General features: G+C 69.3%; 17 protein-coding genes and 1 tRNA gene. 11 read left to right on the plus strand and 7 right to left on the minus strand.

Annotation, left to right across the window (positions count from 1 at the left end; all coding sequences use genetic code 11):
* Positions 1-130 precede the first annotated feature (130 nt).
* The 9 genes from OUY22_RS03195 to OUY22_RS03235 all read left to right on the plus strand — a co-directional run bounded on the left by OUY22_RS03195 (position 131) and on the right by OUY22_RS03235 (position 6876).
* Entirely contained in the window at positions 131-433 is a 303-nt protein-coding gene (locus tag OUY22_RS03195; RefSeq protein ID WP_270153183.1) for a hypothetical protein, read from the plus strand.
* A complete protein-coding gene (locus OUY22_RS03200; protein ID WP_270153184.1) occupies positions 430-723 on the plus strand; it encodes a hypothetical protein in 294 nt (97 codons plus the stop codon). Before OUY22_RS03195 ends, OUY22_RS03200 begins: the two co-directional genes overlap by 4 nt.
* 155 nt (positions 724-878) lie before the next feature.
* Positions 879-1610 (plus strand): GntR family transcriptional regulator, encoded by a 732-nt coding sequence (locus tag OUY22_RS03205; RefSeq protein WP_270153185.1) that lies wholly within the window; start codon positions 879-881, stop codon positions 1608-1610.
* Positions 1611-1732: 122 nt separating this feature from the next.
* The gene (locus OUY22_RS03210) at positions 1733-2149 is read left to right on the plus strand and encodes a plasmid replication, integration and excision activator (protein ID WP_270153186.1); all 417 of its coding nucleotides are present in this window, start codon (positions 1733-1735) and stop codon (positions 2147-2149) included.
* Positions 2146-2448 carry a hypothetical protein gene (locus OUY22_RS03215; protein WP_270153187.1) on the plus strand — a complete coding sequence of 101 codons (303 nt, stop codon included), beginning with the start codon at positions 2146-2148 and terminating at the stop codon, positions 2446-2448. The genes OUY22_RS03210 and OUY22_RS03215 overlap by 4 nt, the downstream gene beginning before the upstream one ends.
* Before the next feature lie 87 nt (positions 2449-2535).
* Positions 2536-3948: an FtsK/SpoIIIE domain-containing protein gene (locus OUY22_RS03220; protein ID WP_270153188.1), complete on the plus strand. Its 1413-nt coding sequence runs from the start codon at positions 2536-2538 to the stop codon at positions 3946-3948.
* Positions 3945-4127, plus strand: a complete 183-nt coding sequence (locus OUY22_RS03225) for a hypothetical protein (RefSeq protein WP_270153189.1) — start codon at positions 3945-3947, stop codon at positions 4125-4127. Before OUY22_RS03220 ends, OUY22_RS03225 begins: the two co-directional genes overlap by 4 nt.
* Complete coding sequence (locus tag OUY22_RS03230) at positions 4124-5740, plus strand: replication initiator (RefSeq protein ID WP_333486588.1); 1617 nt, start codon at positions 4124-4126, stop codon at positions 5738-5740. Before OUY22_RS03225 ends, OUY22_RS03230 begins: the two co-directional genes overlap by 4 nt.
* Positions 5740-6876 (plus strand): tyrosine-type recombinase/integrase, encoded by a 1137-nt coding sequence (locus tag OUY22_RS03235; protein WP_270153190.1) that lies wholly within the window; start codon positions 5740-5742, stop codon positions 6874-6876. Before OUY22_RS03230 ends, OUY22_RS03235 begins: the two co-directional genes overlap by 1 nt.
* Before the next feature lie 79 nt (positions 6877-6955).
* Here OUY22_RS03235 and OUY22_RS03240 read toward each other — a convergent pair.
* From OUY22_RS03240 to OUY22_RS36745, 7 genes are all read right to left on the minus strand, one after another.
* Positions 6956-7030, minus strand: a tRNA-Val gene (locus OUY22_RS03240).
* Positions 7031-7047: 17 nt separating this feature from the next.
* Complete coding sequence (locus tag OUY22_RS03245) at positions 7048-7998, minus strand: ROK family protein (protein ID WP_270153191.1); 951 nt, start codon at positions 7996-7998, stop codon at positions 7048-7050.
* A 52-nt stretch (positions 7999-8050) separates the two neighbouring features.
* Positions 8051-8359 carry a hypothetical protein gene (locus OUY22_RS03250; RefSeq protein WP_270153192.1) on the minus strand — a complete coding sequence of 103 codons (309 nt, stop codon included), beginning with the start codon at positions 8357-8359 and terminating at the stop codon, positions 8051-8053.
* A gap of 13 nt (positions 8360-8372) precedes the next feature.
* Complete coding sequence (locus OUY22_RS03255; protein ID WP_270153193.1) at positions 8373-8837, minus strand: peroxiredoxin; 465 nt, start codon at positions 8835-8837, stop codon at positions 8373-8375.
* Positions 8838-8875: 38 nt separating this feature from the next.
* Positions 8876-9304: a DUF3052 domain-containing protein gene (locus OUY22_RS03260; protein ID WP_270153194.1), complete on the minus strand. Its 429-nt coding sequence runs from the start codon at positions 9302-9304 to the stop codon at positions 8876-8878.
* Between the two features lie 117 nt (positions 9305-9421).
* The gene (locus OUY22_RS03265; protein ID WP_270153195.1) at positions 9422-9829 is read right to left on the minus strand and encodes a secondary thiamine-phosphate synthase enzyme YjbQ; all 408 of its coding nucleotides are present in this window, start codon (positions 9827-9829) and stop codon (positions 9422-9424) included.
* A gap of 9 nt (positions 9830-9838) precedes the next feature.
* The gene (locus tag OUY22_RS36745; RefSeq protein WP_333486589.1) at positions 9839-10309 is read right to left on the minus strand and encodes a DUF1918 domain-containing protein; all 471 of its coding nucleotides are present in this window, start codon (positions 10307-10309) and stop codon (positions 9839-9841) included.
* Positions 10310-10451: 142 nt separating this feature from the next.
* Here OUY22_RS36745 and aceE point away from each other — a divergent pair, with 142 nt between their 5' ends.
* Positions 10452-13199: a pyruvate dehydrogenase (acetyl-transferring), homodimeric type gene (gene aceE / locus OUY22_RS03275; protein WP_456299844.1), complete on the plus strand. Its 2748-nt coding sequence runs from the start codon at positions 10452-10454 to the stop codon at positions 13197-13199.
* A 164-nt stretch (positions 13200-13363) separates the two neighbouring features.
* Entirely contained in the window at positions 13364-14878 is a 1515-nt protein-coding gene (locus tag OUY22_RS03280; protein ID WP_270153197.1) for an alpha/beta hydrolase, read from the plus strand.
* The last annotated feature ends 4 nt before the right edge of the window (positions 14879-14882 follow it).

The following is a 14882-nucleotide window of genomic DNA, read 5'->3' on the forward strand; positions in this document are numbered from 1 at the left end:
ATGCCCGGCTTCGGCTTGACGGTGTGGCCGTGGAGTTGGTGGCGGTCGACTGCTTCGACTGTGCGGGTACCGGCCTGCCGGCGGCGGCGTGATGGGCGCTGATCAGCTTGTGTACGGTCGGCGGCCCCCGGTGGTCACCGCTGCCCACACTGCGGAGCGGCTGCGTGTGGAGCTGGAGCAGTACGGCGTGGCGGCCGACGTGCACGAGGGGTACGGGTTGGCGCTGGTGTCGGTCTGGGTCGAGCTGGTCGTGTGGACCGATGGCCATTGGTTCCGCTGGCGCTCGGGCCGTACCTCGACCAGCGGGCGGCCCGTCTACGCCTTCGCCCCGGCCTCCGACGTCGTCACCGCCGCGCGCCGGGTGGCGCATCGGTACGGGCAACTCCGCCACGTCCACCCGTGCCTGCCGTACCTCGCTGGCGAGGGCTCGTGAACGACCTCGACGAGCCTGATCGCCTGCACAGCGCACACGTCCCCATCCGCCGGGGCAACTTCCGGAAACTGGAGTGGTGGAAGCCGACGCCCGCGCGGCGCGTCCGGGTCCTGGCCTGGACGTGCGACTGTCAGGCCCGGTTCTACGAACTGTGCCAGTCGGGCGGTGTCGCCTTCATCCGGCGCACCGTGCAGAACGAGGACGCCCCTGAGATCAGCGAGACCCACCGCTGGCGGGTGGGGCAGGGCTGGGAGACCTGGTCGGCGCTGCTGACTGGTCAGGTCCGATAGACGGGCGCGGCGGCGTGGTCGACTCCATCAAGGCGCGGGTGTCCTGCGCCGTCGCGCTCAGGGGGTAGGAGTTCATGTCGGCGGAAGCCCTTCGCAAGGATCGCATGCACTGCTAGCCTGCTTGGCTAGACAGGCATGTTGAATGTGGGGCTCTGATGTCATTTGAATACACCCCTCCCAAATACGCGCAACTGATCGCCGAACTGGAACGGCGCATCGAGTCCGGCGAGTACCCGCCCGGCTCTCCCCTACCGAGCGAACATCAGCTCATGGCCGAGTTCGGCATGGCACGGCCGACCGTCGTCAAGGCCCTGGGCGTGCTGCGCGATCACGGCTGGATCGTCACCCACCAAGGCAAAGGCCGGTTCGTCCGGGGACGCCCGGCCATCGCCTCCACCCAACAGGTACGCACCGGACGTGAACTGCTCGACCGCAAAGAGGTCCAGGTCTCCAGCCGACTCCTCACAGCGGGGCCGGCCGAAGCGCCCAACCGCATCGCCTCCTACCTCGGCATCACACCGAAGTCGCCGGTGATGCTCCGCAAGACCCTCGTCACCCGCGACGACGAGCCGTCCGAGGTCTCCTCGACCTGGGTCCCCGCAGACGTGGCCGAAGGCACGGCACTGACGGACTCGGCCGATCTCAAGCAGGGCGTACGGCGCTACGTCGAAGCCGCTGCCGGCGTCGAACTGGACCACATCGTCGAGCACGTGACTGCCCGCAACCCCACACCGGAGGAGCGAGACCTCCTCGGCGTCAAGGCCTCGGCCGCACTGCTGGCCGTCTATGCCGTCGCCTGCGACGCCACCGGTAAACCCTGGATCGTGGTGGAGACGGTCCTCCCCGGCGACCGTCACGAGCTCGAAGACGCCTACCCCATCCGGTAATCCAACTTTCCTCCGCGAACCCGCTTGGTGTACTTGACTAGCCAAGCGGGTTTCGCGTTTCATGGAGAGGTAGCTTGGTCAGTCAAGCTGACCGACAGGACAAGGTGAGGAGGTGGTGCCACATGGCTCTACAGGGACCCATTCCGATCTGCTTCGGCCAGATCTTCCCGTACGGGTGCTATGCGGTGGGTGAGGTCGAGCCGGTCAAGGACTTCGAGGCGTCGAGCAACGGCCGGTTCGTCCAGGCGAGGGACAAGCAGACGGGCGAACTCGTCTGGCAGATCCCCGTGATGGACGCCGACCCGTCGCTGAAGGCGGCGCAGAAGACCGTGGCCGTCAAGATCCTCGCTCCGGTGCAGCCGGTGCCCCCGGCCGCGGTGGCGGGCCTGCCGTTCACGCCGGTCGAGTTCGACGGGCTGACCGTCACCCCGTACGTCAACGGATCCGGACGGCTCGCCTACTCGATTCGGGCTCGGGAGATGCGCGCTCCTCGCGCTCACGCCAAGGCGGCCGGCAACGGCAAGGAGGTGGCGGCGTGACCGGGCGGCCGTACACGCATCTGTCGATGTCGATCGACCCCGGTGAGCGTCCCCGTATCGGGATTTCGTTCTATGCCTCGATCACTCGGGCGCGGGCTCGGGTGCTGGAGTCCGGGCGGCCGTACCTGGTCCTGGAGTCCGACGAGGCGGACGTGACGGTCTCGACCACCGGGGCCGGGCCGGTCACCGCCGAAGACCTGGACATCGCGCGGCAGATCTTCAACGCCGCCGCGCGCTACCTGGCCGACTGCGAACGCATCCACGCCGAACACGCCCAGGCCACCGACTCGGCGGCCTGACATGCAAGCGGGGCCGCAGGAAGCGGCAACTTCCGGCGGCCCCTCAACTCTCCCTGACTGCGAAATCACGAGAGGACACGAAGTCTAATGTTCCGAAAACTGCCTGGCGACGAGGCGCGTAACCTCGTCTCCACCACACCGGACACGGCCGTGGTCTTCCGCCCGGCTGTCGTCCGAACCCCCGCCATCGTCACGATCGTGATCTGGCTATCCCGCCTGGTTGCGGGCCTGGTCCGTCTCGTGGTTCGGCATCCGGTCGCGGTGGCCGTGCCGGTCGCCTTTGGGGTGATCTGGACCCTGTACGGCTGGCGGCTGGCCCTGGTGATGGCCGGGTTCCTGCCCTCGGCGGGCCTGTCGTGGGCGCTGCTGGATCGGGCCTCGTTTCTGCGCCTGGTCGGCTGGCGACTGCTGGCCTTCGCCCGCTGGTTCTGGATCTATCGGCGGCACTGGCAACCCGTCATGGTCGTCTCCGGCCTCGGGCGGCACATCCGGGGACGCGACTACCTGCCCCGCTTGATCCGCGTGGAGTGCGACGGGTGGGCCGACCGCGTGAGCGTGAAGATGCTCAACGGCCAAGCGGTCACCGACTGGGCGGACCGTATCGAGCACCTGGCCCACGGCTTCGGCGCTGCATCCTGCCGGGTGGCCGTTGCTCGCGCTGGGCGGCTCGTGCTCACCTTCCCCCGGCGCGACCCCCTCGCCGAACCGCTGCCCGCCGTTCCCATCCCTGATGTGGCCTCGGTGGGGCCGGTGGAGATCGGACGGTGCGAGGACGGCACTCCGCTGCGGCTCAAGGTCCACGGCACACATGTCCTGATTGCGGGCGCGACCGGGGCCGGTAAGGGCTCCTATCTGTGGTCGACAATCCGCGGCCTCCTCCCGGCGATGCGGGCGGGCCTGGTGCAGGTGTGGGCGCTCGATCCCAAGCGCATGGAGCTGTCCTTCGGCCGTGCGCTGTTCGGCGCGAGGTACGCCGCCGACCCGAAGGAGTGCGCCGACCTGCTCGACGAGGCCGTGTGCGTGATGCAGGAGCGGGCCGACCGGTTCGCCGGCCTCCAGCGCTCCCACACACCGACCGTCGATGACCCGTTCGTCCTGGTGCTCGTCGACGAGGTGGCGTTCCTGACGGCCTACCAGCCCGACAAGCACCTGAGGCAGCGCATCGTGGCGGCCCTGGCCACGCTGACCACGCAGGGCCGGGCGGTGGGCGTCGGGGTCATGGCCGCGTTGCAGGACCCGCGCAAGGAGGTCATGAACATCCGCAACCTGTTCCCCGACAAGATCGCCCTCCGGTTGGACGAGTCGGAACAGGTGGACATGGTCCTCGGCGACGGGGCACGCGACCGGGGAGCTCTCGCCGATCACATCTCACCGGTTCCCGAGCTGGGCGCGGGCGTCGGCTACGTCGGGCTGGAGACCTCCCCTGATCCACTGCGCGTGCGTGCGGCGTACGTCTCCGACGCCGACATCCGGGCGATGGTCGCCGGGGTGAGCCGATGATGCGCCTGGCTCACATCCTCGACGGCCTGCGCTGCTCCTGCTGCGGCGCCCTCGATGTGCTCTGGCTCGACCCCGTGCGCGGGACCGTCGAGTGCCACGAATGCGGCCAGAAAGCCACCGTCATCGTTGACGGCCTCGACCTGGTTGACGCCCTCGACAGGTGCGGGGGTGACTGGTGACCAACCGGCACGACCGCTCCACTCCTCGCGCCGTACGGATGGCTCAACCGCTGGCCCGCGAGGTCGTGGAAGAGATCGCCAAACAGTACGGCGTGTGCATCCGGCCGGTTCCGCTGAGGCGGCAGGACATCCTCATCGGTCAGGTTGAGGTCATTGACGTTCCCTGCGGGGCGACGTTGGAGAGCAAGTGCCCGCCGTGCGCGAAGCGGAATCGCCAGTTGCGGCGGGCGCAGTGCCGGGAGGGCTGGCATCTGGAAGCCGAGCCGGTCAACCTGCCCGACAACCCCGATGAGTATCAGCGCCACCTCGTGGAGCTGCGGGCCGACGCCCAGGCGTGGCGGGATGAGGTGGAAAAGGCCGGCGGCGACACCACCGACCTGGACGCCGCGATCGTGGAGCTGGACGAGGAGATCAACCGGGCGGGCATGCGCGGCAACGTCCTCGGCCGTACCTCCGGCAAGCGGTCGCGCTCGACCAAGCGGCGGCAGGACGCCCCGGACCTGCCCAAGCGGCAGATGACCAAGACCACGCTCGGGCGGACCTTCACCGGCTCGGACGGCAAGGTCTACCGGCCCTCGATGTTCATCACGCTCACCCTGCCCTCCTACGGGCGGGTGCTAGAAGGTGCGCCAATCGACCCTGACCGGTACGACTACGCACGGGCGGCTCGCGACGCACTGCACTTCTCCAAGCTCGTCGATCGCTTCGTGCAGAACCTCCGCCGGGTCGCCGGATACGACGTGCAGTACTTCGCCACCGTCGAGCCTCAGAAGCGGCTCGCGCCACATCTGCACATGGCGATCCGCGGGACCCTGCCCCGTGCGGAGCTGCGGCAGATCATCGCCGCGACCTACCACCAGGTGTGGTGGCCGTCGACTGACCACGTGCGATTCGAGGGGGACTGCCTGCCTGTGTGGGAGGACGGGGCCGGCTACCTCGACCCGATCACGGGGGAAGTCCTGCCGACCTGGGACCAGGCCCTCGACCAGCTCGACCAAGACGAGGACGCGCAACCCCTGCACGTCCTGCGCTTCGGCGACCAGCTCGACATACAAAGCGTCCTCGCCGGAACCCCGGACGCCGACCAACTCATCCAGTACCTCTCCAAGTACCTCACCAAGTCCCTCGGCGACGCCCTCGGCACCGACGACCTACGCCGCAAGGCTCACGCCGAACGGCTGCTGGAGGCTCTGCGGTTCGAGCCGTGCTCGCCGACGTGCCCGAACTGGCTGCGCTACGGGGTGCAGCCGAAGGGCGCCAAACCGGGGATGGCTCCGGGCCGGTGCAGGGGCAAGGCGCACAAGCCCGATCACCTTGGCTACGCGGGCCGCCGCGTGCTCGTCTCGCGGAAGTGGTCCAACAAGACCCTGACCGAGCACAAGCAGGACCGGCGTACCTGGGTCCTGGAAGCGCTCGGCCTGCCTGACGAGCCGGTCGATCCCCACCGCTACGTCTGGCGACCGGTCAAGCCCGGTGATCCCGAGCTGGCCCCGATCGGCGTGCGGCTGCTCCGCTCGGTCCACGAACGCCAGCGCTGGCGCAACCACATGAACCAGCTCCAGGCGCTCGGGGACGGGCCGAATCTTTCGGCAACGGAAGCGAGGGCGGCCTGATGGCGAACAAGGCAGGTCACCGTCGCTTCGGGAGCATCCGCAAGCTGCCGTCCGGGCGCTTCCAGATCCGCTATCCCGGACCGGACGGAAAGCTGCGCAGCGGAGAGACGACATACGAGCGGGAGCGCGACGCCGAGCGGGCGTTGTCCCTGCTCGAAGCGAAGATGGTCACCGGGGACTGGACGGACCCGCAGCGGTCCAAGGTCAAGCTCGGCGACTACGCGGCCAAGTGGATCAGTGAGCGGACGGAGCTGCGGCCCCGGACGGTCGAGATCTACAGCGGGCTTCTCCGGCGGCACGTCGCTCCGTATTTCGGCAATGTCCCCCTCGGGAAAATCAATACGGAGATGGTCCGCGAGTGGCGGGCGACTCTGGCGAGCAACGGCGTCGGGGCAACGGAGATCGCAAAGGCGTACCGGTTCCTGCGGGCCGTGCTCATGACCGCGACGGACGACCAGCTCATTCCGCGCAACCCCTGCCGCATTCGCGGTGCCGGGGAGGAGAAGTCGGAAGAGCGGCCGGTCCTCACGGTGGCCCAGGTGTTCCAGCTCGCCGACCTGGTGCCGGTACGGCTGCGCGCGTTGATCCTGCTCGCCACCTTCGCGAGCCTGCGGTGGGGCGAGGTCGCAGCGCTGCGGCGGATGGACCTGGACCTGAACGCCGGGACGGTCAGCGTTCGGCAACAGCACGTCGAGTTGGACACGGGCGAACTCCTCGTCGGGCCGCCCAAGTCCCGTGCCGGTCTGCGGACGGTGGCGATCCCAGAGGCGATCATTCCGGCGCTGCGTCAGCACCTCGACCAGTTCACCGAGCCAGAACCGACCGCGCTCGTCTTCACCGGGGCGAACGGCGGCATCCTGCGGCGCAGCAACTTCCGGCGGGCGGCCAAGTGGAGCGAGACGATACGCAAGCTCGGCGTCCCCGGGCTCCACTTCCACGATCTTCGCCACACCGGGAACACGATCGCGGCCAGTGCCGGCGCTTCCCTCCGCGACCTGATGGCACGGATGGGACATGACAGCGTGCGCGCCGCGATGATCTACCAGCACCGAACAGCGGAAGCAGACCACAAGATCGCCGACGTCATGAACGGCAAGATCACACAGGTCCTACCGACCGAGGCGAGTGGTCACTGAACAAGATCGAGTGCATTCGCTAATGGCACGTTAATGGCACGAGCCCCGTTTTCCCTGAGGGAGACGGGGCTTGTTTCGCTGGTGGGCGGTACTGGGTTCGAACCAGTGACCCCTCGCTTGTAAGGCGAGTGCTCTACCGCTGAGCTAACCGCCCCTGATCGGCACTACACCTTACGACACCAACGGCGCCGCTCGCACGTCCGTGTCCCAGCCGGGCCCGAGTTCGGGCCGGCCGGCCGCGCGCCAGCCGAGGAGGGCGGCGCCGAGCATGCCGGCGTCGACCCCCAGGGCGGCGGGCAGCAGCGGTGGCGCCTTTCTGAAGGTCAGGCGGTTCGTCAGGCGGGTCCGTACGGGGTCGAAGAGGGCGGGGCCCGCCTGGGAGAGGCCGCCGCCGAGCACGATCATGGCGGGGTCCAGCAGCAGCGTGTAGGTGGCCAGGGCCAGCGACAGGGCTTCCACGGCCTCGTCCCACACCTCGATGGCGATCGGGTCGTCGGAGATGACAACCTGCTCGGCCCTGGCGCCCTCCAGGCCCGCCCGCAGGCCGTAGCGCCTGCCGACGGAGGCGGCGGAGGCGTATGTCTCCAGGCAGCCGTACTGGCCGCAGGCGCACTGCTCGCCGTCGGGGAAGACGGGGATGTGGCCGATCTCGCCGCTCCAGCCGGCGTCGCCCTCGTACGGGGCGCCGTTCACGATCATGGCGCCGGCGATGCCGGTGCCGATCGGCAGGAACAGGAAGTCGGCCGCGCCGCGCCCGGCACCGAGGACGCTCTCGGCGAGGCCGCCGGTGCGGACGTCGTGGCCGAGGATGACGGGCACGTCGAGGTCGGTGAAGTCCTTGGCGGGGACGTCGCGCCAGCCGAGGTTGGTGGCGTAGATGGCGGTGTCCTCCGACACCAGCCCGGGGACGGCCAGGCCGACCCCGGCGGGAGGGCCGTCGCCGGTCTCGGCCAGGTGGCCGATGAAGTCGCGGATGGCGGTCACGACCGCCTCGGGGCCGTCGGCGCGCGGCGTGGGGCGCCGCTCGGCGAGCAGGACGGCGCCGTTCTCGCCGACCAGGCCGCCTTTCATGGACGTGCCGCCGACGTCGAGGGCGACGACGTACGCAGGTGTGTTGGCCACGGAAGGAGACGATAGCGCAGCTCAGCGTTTGTCTGGAAAAGTCCCCTGCGATTCAGGTACGGCCGAGCACGCGGTCGAGCGCGGCCGCCACCTCGGCCGACAGCCCTGGCGGTGAGCCGGAGGCGGCGGGGGCGCCGGCCTCGGCGATCCGCACGGCTCCGCAGGCGCGGCACTCCACCTCGCCGAGCCGTCGGATCAGCGCCGCCGAACCGCATCCGGCGCAGGTGTCGAGATCGAGGTCGTGCAGCCGTTGGCAGTCCGGGCAGACGAGCACCTGGGTCTCGCGGCGGACCCCGCGTCTCCACGGGCTGGCGCCGCGGACCGGGTCGGTCTGCCGGGCCCCGCAGCGGTAGCAGGGCATCGTTCCTCCCGTTTCAGGCCGGCGTGTGGGGGATGTCGGCGAGTGCCTGGAGATAGTCGGCGACGTCGCGTGCCTCACCGATCGGGTTGACCACCGACCAGCGGATCACGCCCTCGCCGTCGATGATGAAGGTCCCCCGGTGCGCGAAGCCCCTCTCCTCGTCGAAGACACCGTACGCCCGCGCGACCTGTCCGTGTGGCCAGAAGTCGGAGAGAAGCGGGAACGTGTAGCCCTCCTGGTCCGCCCACGCGCGGTGGGTGAAGAGGGAGTCGACGGAGACGGTGAGCACCTGCGCGCCGGCCGGGAAATCGCGCAGCGCGGAGAGCTCACCGTGACACACCCCGCTGAAGGCCAGCGGGTAGAAGACCAGCACGACGGGCCTGCCCCTGAACTGGGACAACCGTACCGGGCTGCCGTGCTGGTCCTGAAGCTCGAATTCCGGAGCGGCGGCGCCGACCTGGGCAGGATGTCCGTTCACACGCCTCATCCTGCCGTACGGGCTGGCGCTCTCGCTTCTTACCGCCTGCCTTTGGGCGTGACGAGCCGGGTCCCCGACCAGTCGGGGGCGGCGGAGATGCTGCTGGTCTGCGAGAGACCCGCGGTGACGGAGTCCTCGCCGATGTCGCTCGGCTCCACATGGCCATCGCGCCCGGCCTTGGGAGTCAGCAGCCAGATCTGGCCGCCCTCGGCGAGACCTCGCATGGCGTTGGTCAGGGCGTCGAAGAGATCACCGTCGCCGTCGCGCCACCACAGCAGCACCACGTCGACGACGTCGTCGACGTCCTCGTCGAGCAGTTCGTTGCCGGTCAGGTCCTCGATGGACTCGCGAAGCTTCTCGTCGACGTCCTCGTCCCAGCCGATCTCCTGCACCACCTGACCCGGTTTGAGGCCGAGCCTTTCGGCCAGGCCGCGCTCGCCCTGCGCCTGACCCGCGGTCGCGCTCACGTTTATCCCTCCTGCTTGAGTGGCCCCGCATATGCGGTTTATCGCTTCGGGACAGTCCACACGCTGTGACCCTCAGTCGTCAACGGTCGCCACGGGTACGGCCGTACTCGGTCGGTCTCAACCCGGCAGGAACGACAGCCGGACCTGGCGTCGCGGGTTGTCGACGTTGAGGTCGACGAGCGCGATCGACTGCCAGGTGCCCAGCGCCAGTCTGCCGCCCAGCACGGGAATCGTGGCGTACGGCGGAATGATCGCGGGCATGACGTGCGACCGGCCGTGGCCTGGTGATCCGTGTCTGTGGCGCCAGCGGTCGTCGCCCGGCAGCAGCTCGCGCAGCGCGGCGAGGAGATCGTCGTCGCTGCCCGAGCCCAGCTCCAGCACGGCGACGCCGGCCGTCGCGTGGGGGACGAAGACGTGCAGCAGCCCGTCCTCGCCCAGCGCGCGGACGAAATCGGCGCATGCGCTGGTGATGTCGTGCACCGTCTCCCGGGAGCCCGTGGTCACGGAGATGAGTTCGGATCTCACATGGGAATCCTAGTGAGGCACGATGACGGCGTCAGGGCCGGGAAACACCAGCCCGGTGTGGCCGTCGTCGAACCTCACGCTGTAGGGAGGCCCCCCGTCGGGGCCCTGGACCTCGATGATGACGCCGCCCCGGTCCCTTTCGCCAACGGCGTTCCCGTGCACCAGGAGGCGGTCGCCTACCGTCGCATTCATAGCTCCAGACTCGTACGGGGAAGGCCAGACGAAAAGAGGGGATTCGTCCGCGTCCGCCCAAGAGCGGGTAACGGTCGGCCGGACCTGGGCGCGAAGCTCGAAGCTGAGACTTTCCTGGCAATCTTCCCGGAGCTTGGAGACGGGCGGAACCTGGTCGTACCCACCCCGGGTGATGACGCGGCCCCCATGCCGGGGGATACTCGACCTGTGAGGCAAAATTCCGTAGCTTTTCCGGTCTTGGTAAATTGACCGGCCGTTGTAACCTTGGCTCACGATTCGTCCTACCATCGGTGGTCTAGGCCACCGATGGCGGCCCTGCCAGCAGGGACGTCCTGGTTACTCACCGGTAGAGATGCACTTTCCGCCGGGAGCGACCAGGATGGAAAGCGACCCAGACCAGACATCAGTCATCCTCGGAAGGCGAGACCCAGTGGCTTCCGGACGCCAGCGATTCTCGATCATCAGTGACGGCCTACCCAGTCAGTTGCCTGATGTCGATCCCAGTGAGACCAACGAGTGGCTCGAGTCCCTCGACAACGTCGTCAAGACGGAGGGCCGCACCAGAGCTCGCTATCTGATGCTCCGCATTCTGGAGCGGGCCCGCGAGCACCAGGTCGGCGTGCCGGGGCTGCGCAGCACCGACTACATCAACACCATCCCGCCGGAGCGCGAGCCCTGGTTCCCCGGCGACGAGCACGTCGAGCGGCGCATCCGCGCCTACATCCGCTGGAACGCGGCGATCATGGTGTCGCGGGCCAACGCCCGCACCAACGTCGGCGGCCACATCGCCACCTACGCCTCCGCCGCGTCGCTCTACGAGGTCGGCTTCAACCACTTCTTCCGCGGCAAGGACCACGGCGAGTCGGGCGACCAGGTGTTCTTCCAGGGCCACGCGGCGCCCGGCATCTACGCCCGCGCCTTCCTGGAGGGCCGGCTCAACGAGAGCCAGCTCGACGCGTTCCGGCAGGAGCTCTCGCACGGCTTCCACGGCCTGCCCTCCTACCCGCACCCGCGGCTCATGCCCGACTTCTGGGAGTTCCCGACCGTCTCCATGGGCCTGGGCCCGATCAACGCGATCTACCAGGCGCGATTCAACCGCTACCTGCTCAACCGCGAGATCAAGGACACCAGCCGCAGCCACGTCTGGGCGTTCCTGGGCGACGGCGAGATGGACGAGCCCGAGTCGCTGGGCGCGATCGGCGTGGCCGCCCGCGAGGAGCTCGACAACCTCACCTTTGTGATCAACTGCAACCTGCAGCGCCTCGACGGCCCGGTACGCGGCAACGGCAAGATCATTCAGGAGCTGGAGGCGTACTTCCGGGGCGCCGGCTGGAACGTCATCAAGGTCGTCTGGGGCCGCGACTGGGACCCGCTGCTGGCCGCCGACGTCGACGGGGTGCTGGTCAACCAGATGAACACCACGCCCGACGGCCAGTTCCAGACCTACTCGGTGGAGTCGGGCGCCTACATCCGCGACCACTTCTTCGGCACCGACCCGCGCCTGCGCAAGATGGCCGAGCACCTCAGCGACGACGACATCCGCAAGCTGTCGCGCGGCGGCCACGACTACCGCAAGGTCTACGCGGCCTTCAAGGCGGCCCGTGAGCACGTCGGCCAGCCGACGGTCATCCTGGCCCAGACCATCAAGGGCTGGACCCTCGGCAAGGACTTCGAGGCGCGCAACGCCACCCACCAGATGAAGAAGCTCACCAAGGCCGAGCTGAAGGAGTTCCGCGACCGGCTCTACCTGCCGATCCCGGACTCGGCGCTGGAGGGCGAGCTGCCGCCGTACTTCCACCCGGGCGAGGACGACCCCGAGATCCAGTACATGAAGGAGCGCCGCGCGGCGCTCGGCGGGGTGCTGCCCAAGCGGGTCAACCGCGCAAAGGCCGTCAAGCTGCCCGGCGAGGAGGCCTACAAGACCTTCACCAAGGGCTCCGGCAAGCAGCAGGTCGCCACCACGATGGCGTTCGTCCGGCTGCTCAAGGACCTCATGCGCGACAAGGAGATCGGCCACCGGTTCGTGCCGATCATCCCGGACGAGGCCCGCACGTTCGGCCTGGACGCGATGTTCCCGACCGCGAAGATCTATTCGCCGCACGGCCAGATGTACGAGGCCGTCGACCGCGAGCTGCTCCTGTCGTACAAGGAGGCCGTGCAGGGGCAGATCCTGCACGAGGGCATCAGCGAGTCGGGGTCGATGGCGTCGATGATCGCCGCCGGCACCTCGTACGCCACGCACGGCGAGCACATGATCCCGATCTACATCTTCTACTCGATGTTCGGGTTCCAGCGGACCGGCGACCAGATGTGGGCCCTGGGCGACCAGATGGGCCGCGGCTTCCTGATCGGCGCCACGGCCGGCCGCACCACGCTCAACGGCGAGGGCCTGCAGCACGAGGACGGCCACACGCCGCTCATCGCCTCCACCAACCCGGCGGCGGTCATCTACGACCCGTCGTGGGCGTTCGAGGTGGCCCACATCGTCAGGGACGGCCTGCGCCGCATGTACGGCGACAAGCCCGAGGACCTGTTCTACTACCTGACCGTCTACAACGAGCCCTACCTGCAGCCCGCCCAGCCCGAGGGCATCGACGTCGAGGGCCTGCTGCGGGGCCTCTACAAGTACGCCGACGGGCCGGGGACGCAGGGGCCGAAGGCCAACATCCTGGCCTCCGGCGTGGCCGGGCCGTGGGCGATGGAAGCCCAGCGGATGCTGGCCGACGACTGGGGCGTGTCGGCCACCGTCTGGTCGGCCACCTCCTGGACCGAGCTGCGCCGCGAGGCGCTGACCTGCGACGAGCACAACCTGCTCAACCCCGACGCCGAGCGGCGCGTGCCGTACGTGACGCAGGTGCTGTCGGATGCGCAGGGCCCGTTCGTGGGCGTCAGCGACTACATGAAGGCGGTGCAGGACCAGATCGCGCAGTGGGTGCCGGGCGACTGGTCCTCGCTGGGCACCGACGGGTTCGGCCTGTCCGACACCCGTTCGGCGCTGCGCCGCCACTTCCACGTGGACGCCGCCTCCATCACCCTGGCCGTGCTCACGTCCCTGGTGCGGCGGGGCGAGCTCGACGGCGAGGTGCTGCGCGAGGCGATCGCCCGCTACCACCTGAAGAACGGCGTGACCGAGGCCGGCGGCCCCGAGACCAACGACACCCAGTCGATGGGCGTCTGACCTCATCCGCACGACGTGCCCCCGTGAAGCGTTTCACGGGGGCACGTCCCGTTCTGAGGGCAGGCGGCACGGGCGCGGAGGGGTGGCGCGCCGCCGAATCCCGTGCGCGGTCCCGTATTGTGGGCAGCACTTCCCCCGGAGACGACAAGGGGAGACTGTTCGTGATGCGCCGCGTCCTCGCCGCCGCACTCGTGGCCACCACGGCCGCCATGACCGCCGGCTGTGTCAGCACCGCCCAACCCGCCAGCGACGGCTCACCGGAGACCACCGGGGGCGGGCAGATCGCGTGGGGCCCGTGCACCGACATCAAGCGCCCAGACGGCGAGCCGCCGGCCCGCCAGGACCAGAACGTGCGCTGCGGGACGCTGTCGGTGCCGCTCGACTACGCCGAACCCGGCGGCGAGCAGATCAAGCTCGCCATGATCAAGATCCCAGCGGTCGACCAGCGCAACCGGATCGGCTCGCTGCTGTTCAACTTCGGCGGCCCCGGCGCCTCCGGCGTCGACACGCTCGACCAGGCGGCCAAGGCGCTGTCGACCCTGCGCGCCCGCTATGACCTGATCAGCTTCGACCCGCGCGGCGTCGAGCGCAGCTCGGGGGTGCGCTGCGGCACCGGCGCCGACCTGGACGCCTTCACCTCCCAGGACACGCTGCCGCCCGGTGAGGAGACCCGCCGCGAGATCGAGGCGGCCAACCGCGAGTTCGCCCGGCTGTGCGAGCGCGACGCGGGCAGGATCCTGCCGTACGTCGGCACCGTCAACGCCGCCCGCGACATGGACCGGATGCGGATCGCGCTGGGCGACGAGAAGCTGAACTACGTCGGCATGTCCTATGGCACCCAGCTCGGCGCCGTCTACGCCACCCAGTTCCCGGGCAACGTCGGCCGCATGGTGCTCGACGCGCCGCTCGACCCCACGGTCAGCTTCGAGGAGCGCACGCTGGCCCAGACCCGCGGGTTCCAGCAGGTGTACGAGAGCTTCCTGAAGGCGTGCGTCAAGGAACGGTGCGAGATCGGCACCAGCGTGGAGAACGCCAACGCGAACGTGGAGAAGCTGCTCAACGACCTGGCCGCCAAGCCGCTCAAGGTCGGCACGCGGGAGCTGACCCAGGGGCTCGCGGCCACCGGCGTGGCCTCGGCGCTCTACTCGGAGATGACCTGGCCGTTCCTGGAGACCGCGCTCGGGCAGGCGCTCAAGGGCCAGGGCGGCGCGCTGCTCTACCTGGCCGACAGCTACACCGGGCGCAACGAGGACGGCACCTACTCCACCCAGATGACCAGCTTCCCCGCCATCACCTGCGCCGACTCGGCCGAGCGGCCCGACAAGGCGACGCTGCGCCGCACCGAGGAGGCCGCGCTGGCGATCTCGCCGCTGTTCGGCAGCGAGGGCTCGGGCGGGCTGTGCAGCATCTGGCCGGCCCAGGGCGGCGACGAGGCCAAGCGGGTGGACGCCACCGGCTCGGCCCCCATCGTGGTGGTCGGGGGCAGGAACGACCCGGCGACCCCGTACGAGTGGGCGCCCAGGCTGACGGAGCAGCTCAAGACCGCCACGCTGGTCACCTACGAGGGTGAGGGGCACGGCGCCTACCTGTCGGGCAGCCGGTGCGTGACCCAGCTGGTCGACGCCTTCCTCCTGGAGGGCAAGCAGCCGGCGAAGGGCGCCACCTGCCCGGCGGCCTAGGCTC

This window comes from Nonomuraea corallina (assembly GCF_027620315.1).
In the GTDB taxonomy this organism is placed as follows: Bacteria; Actinomycetota; Actinomycetes; order Streptosporangiales; family Streptosporangiaceae; genus Nonomuraea; species Nonomuraea corallina.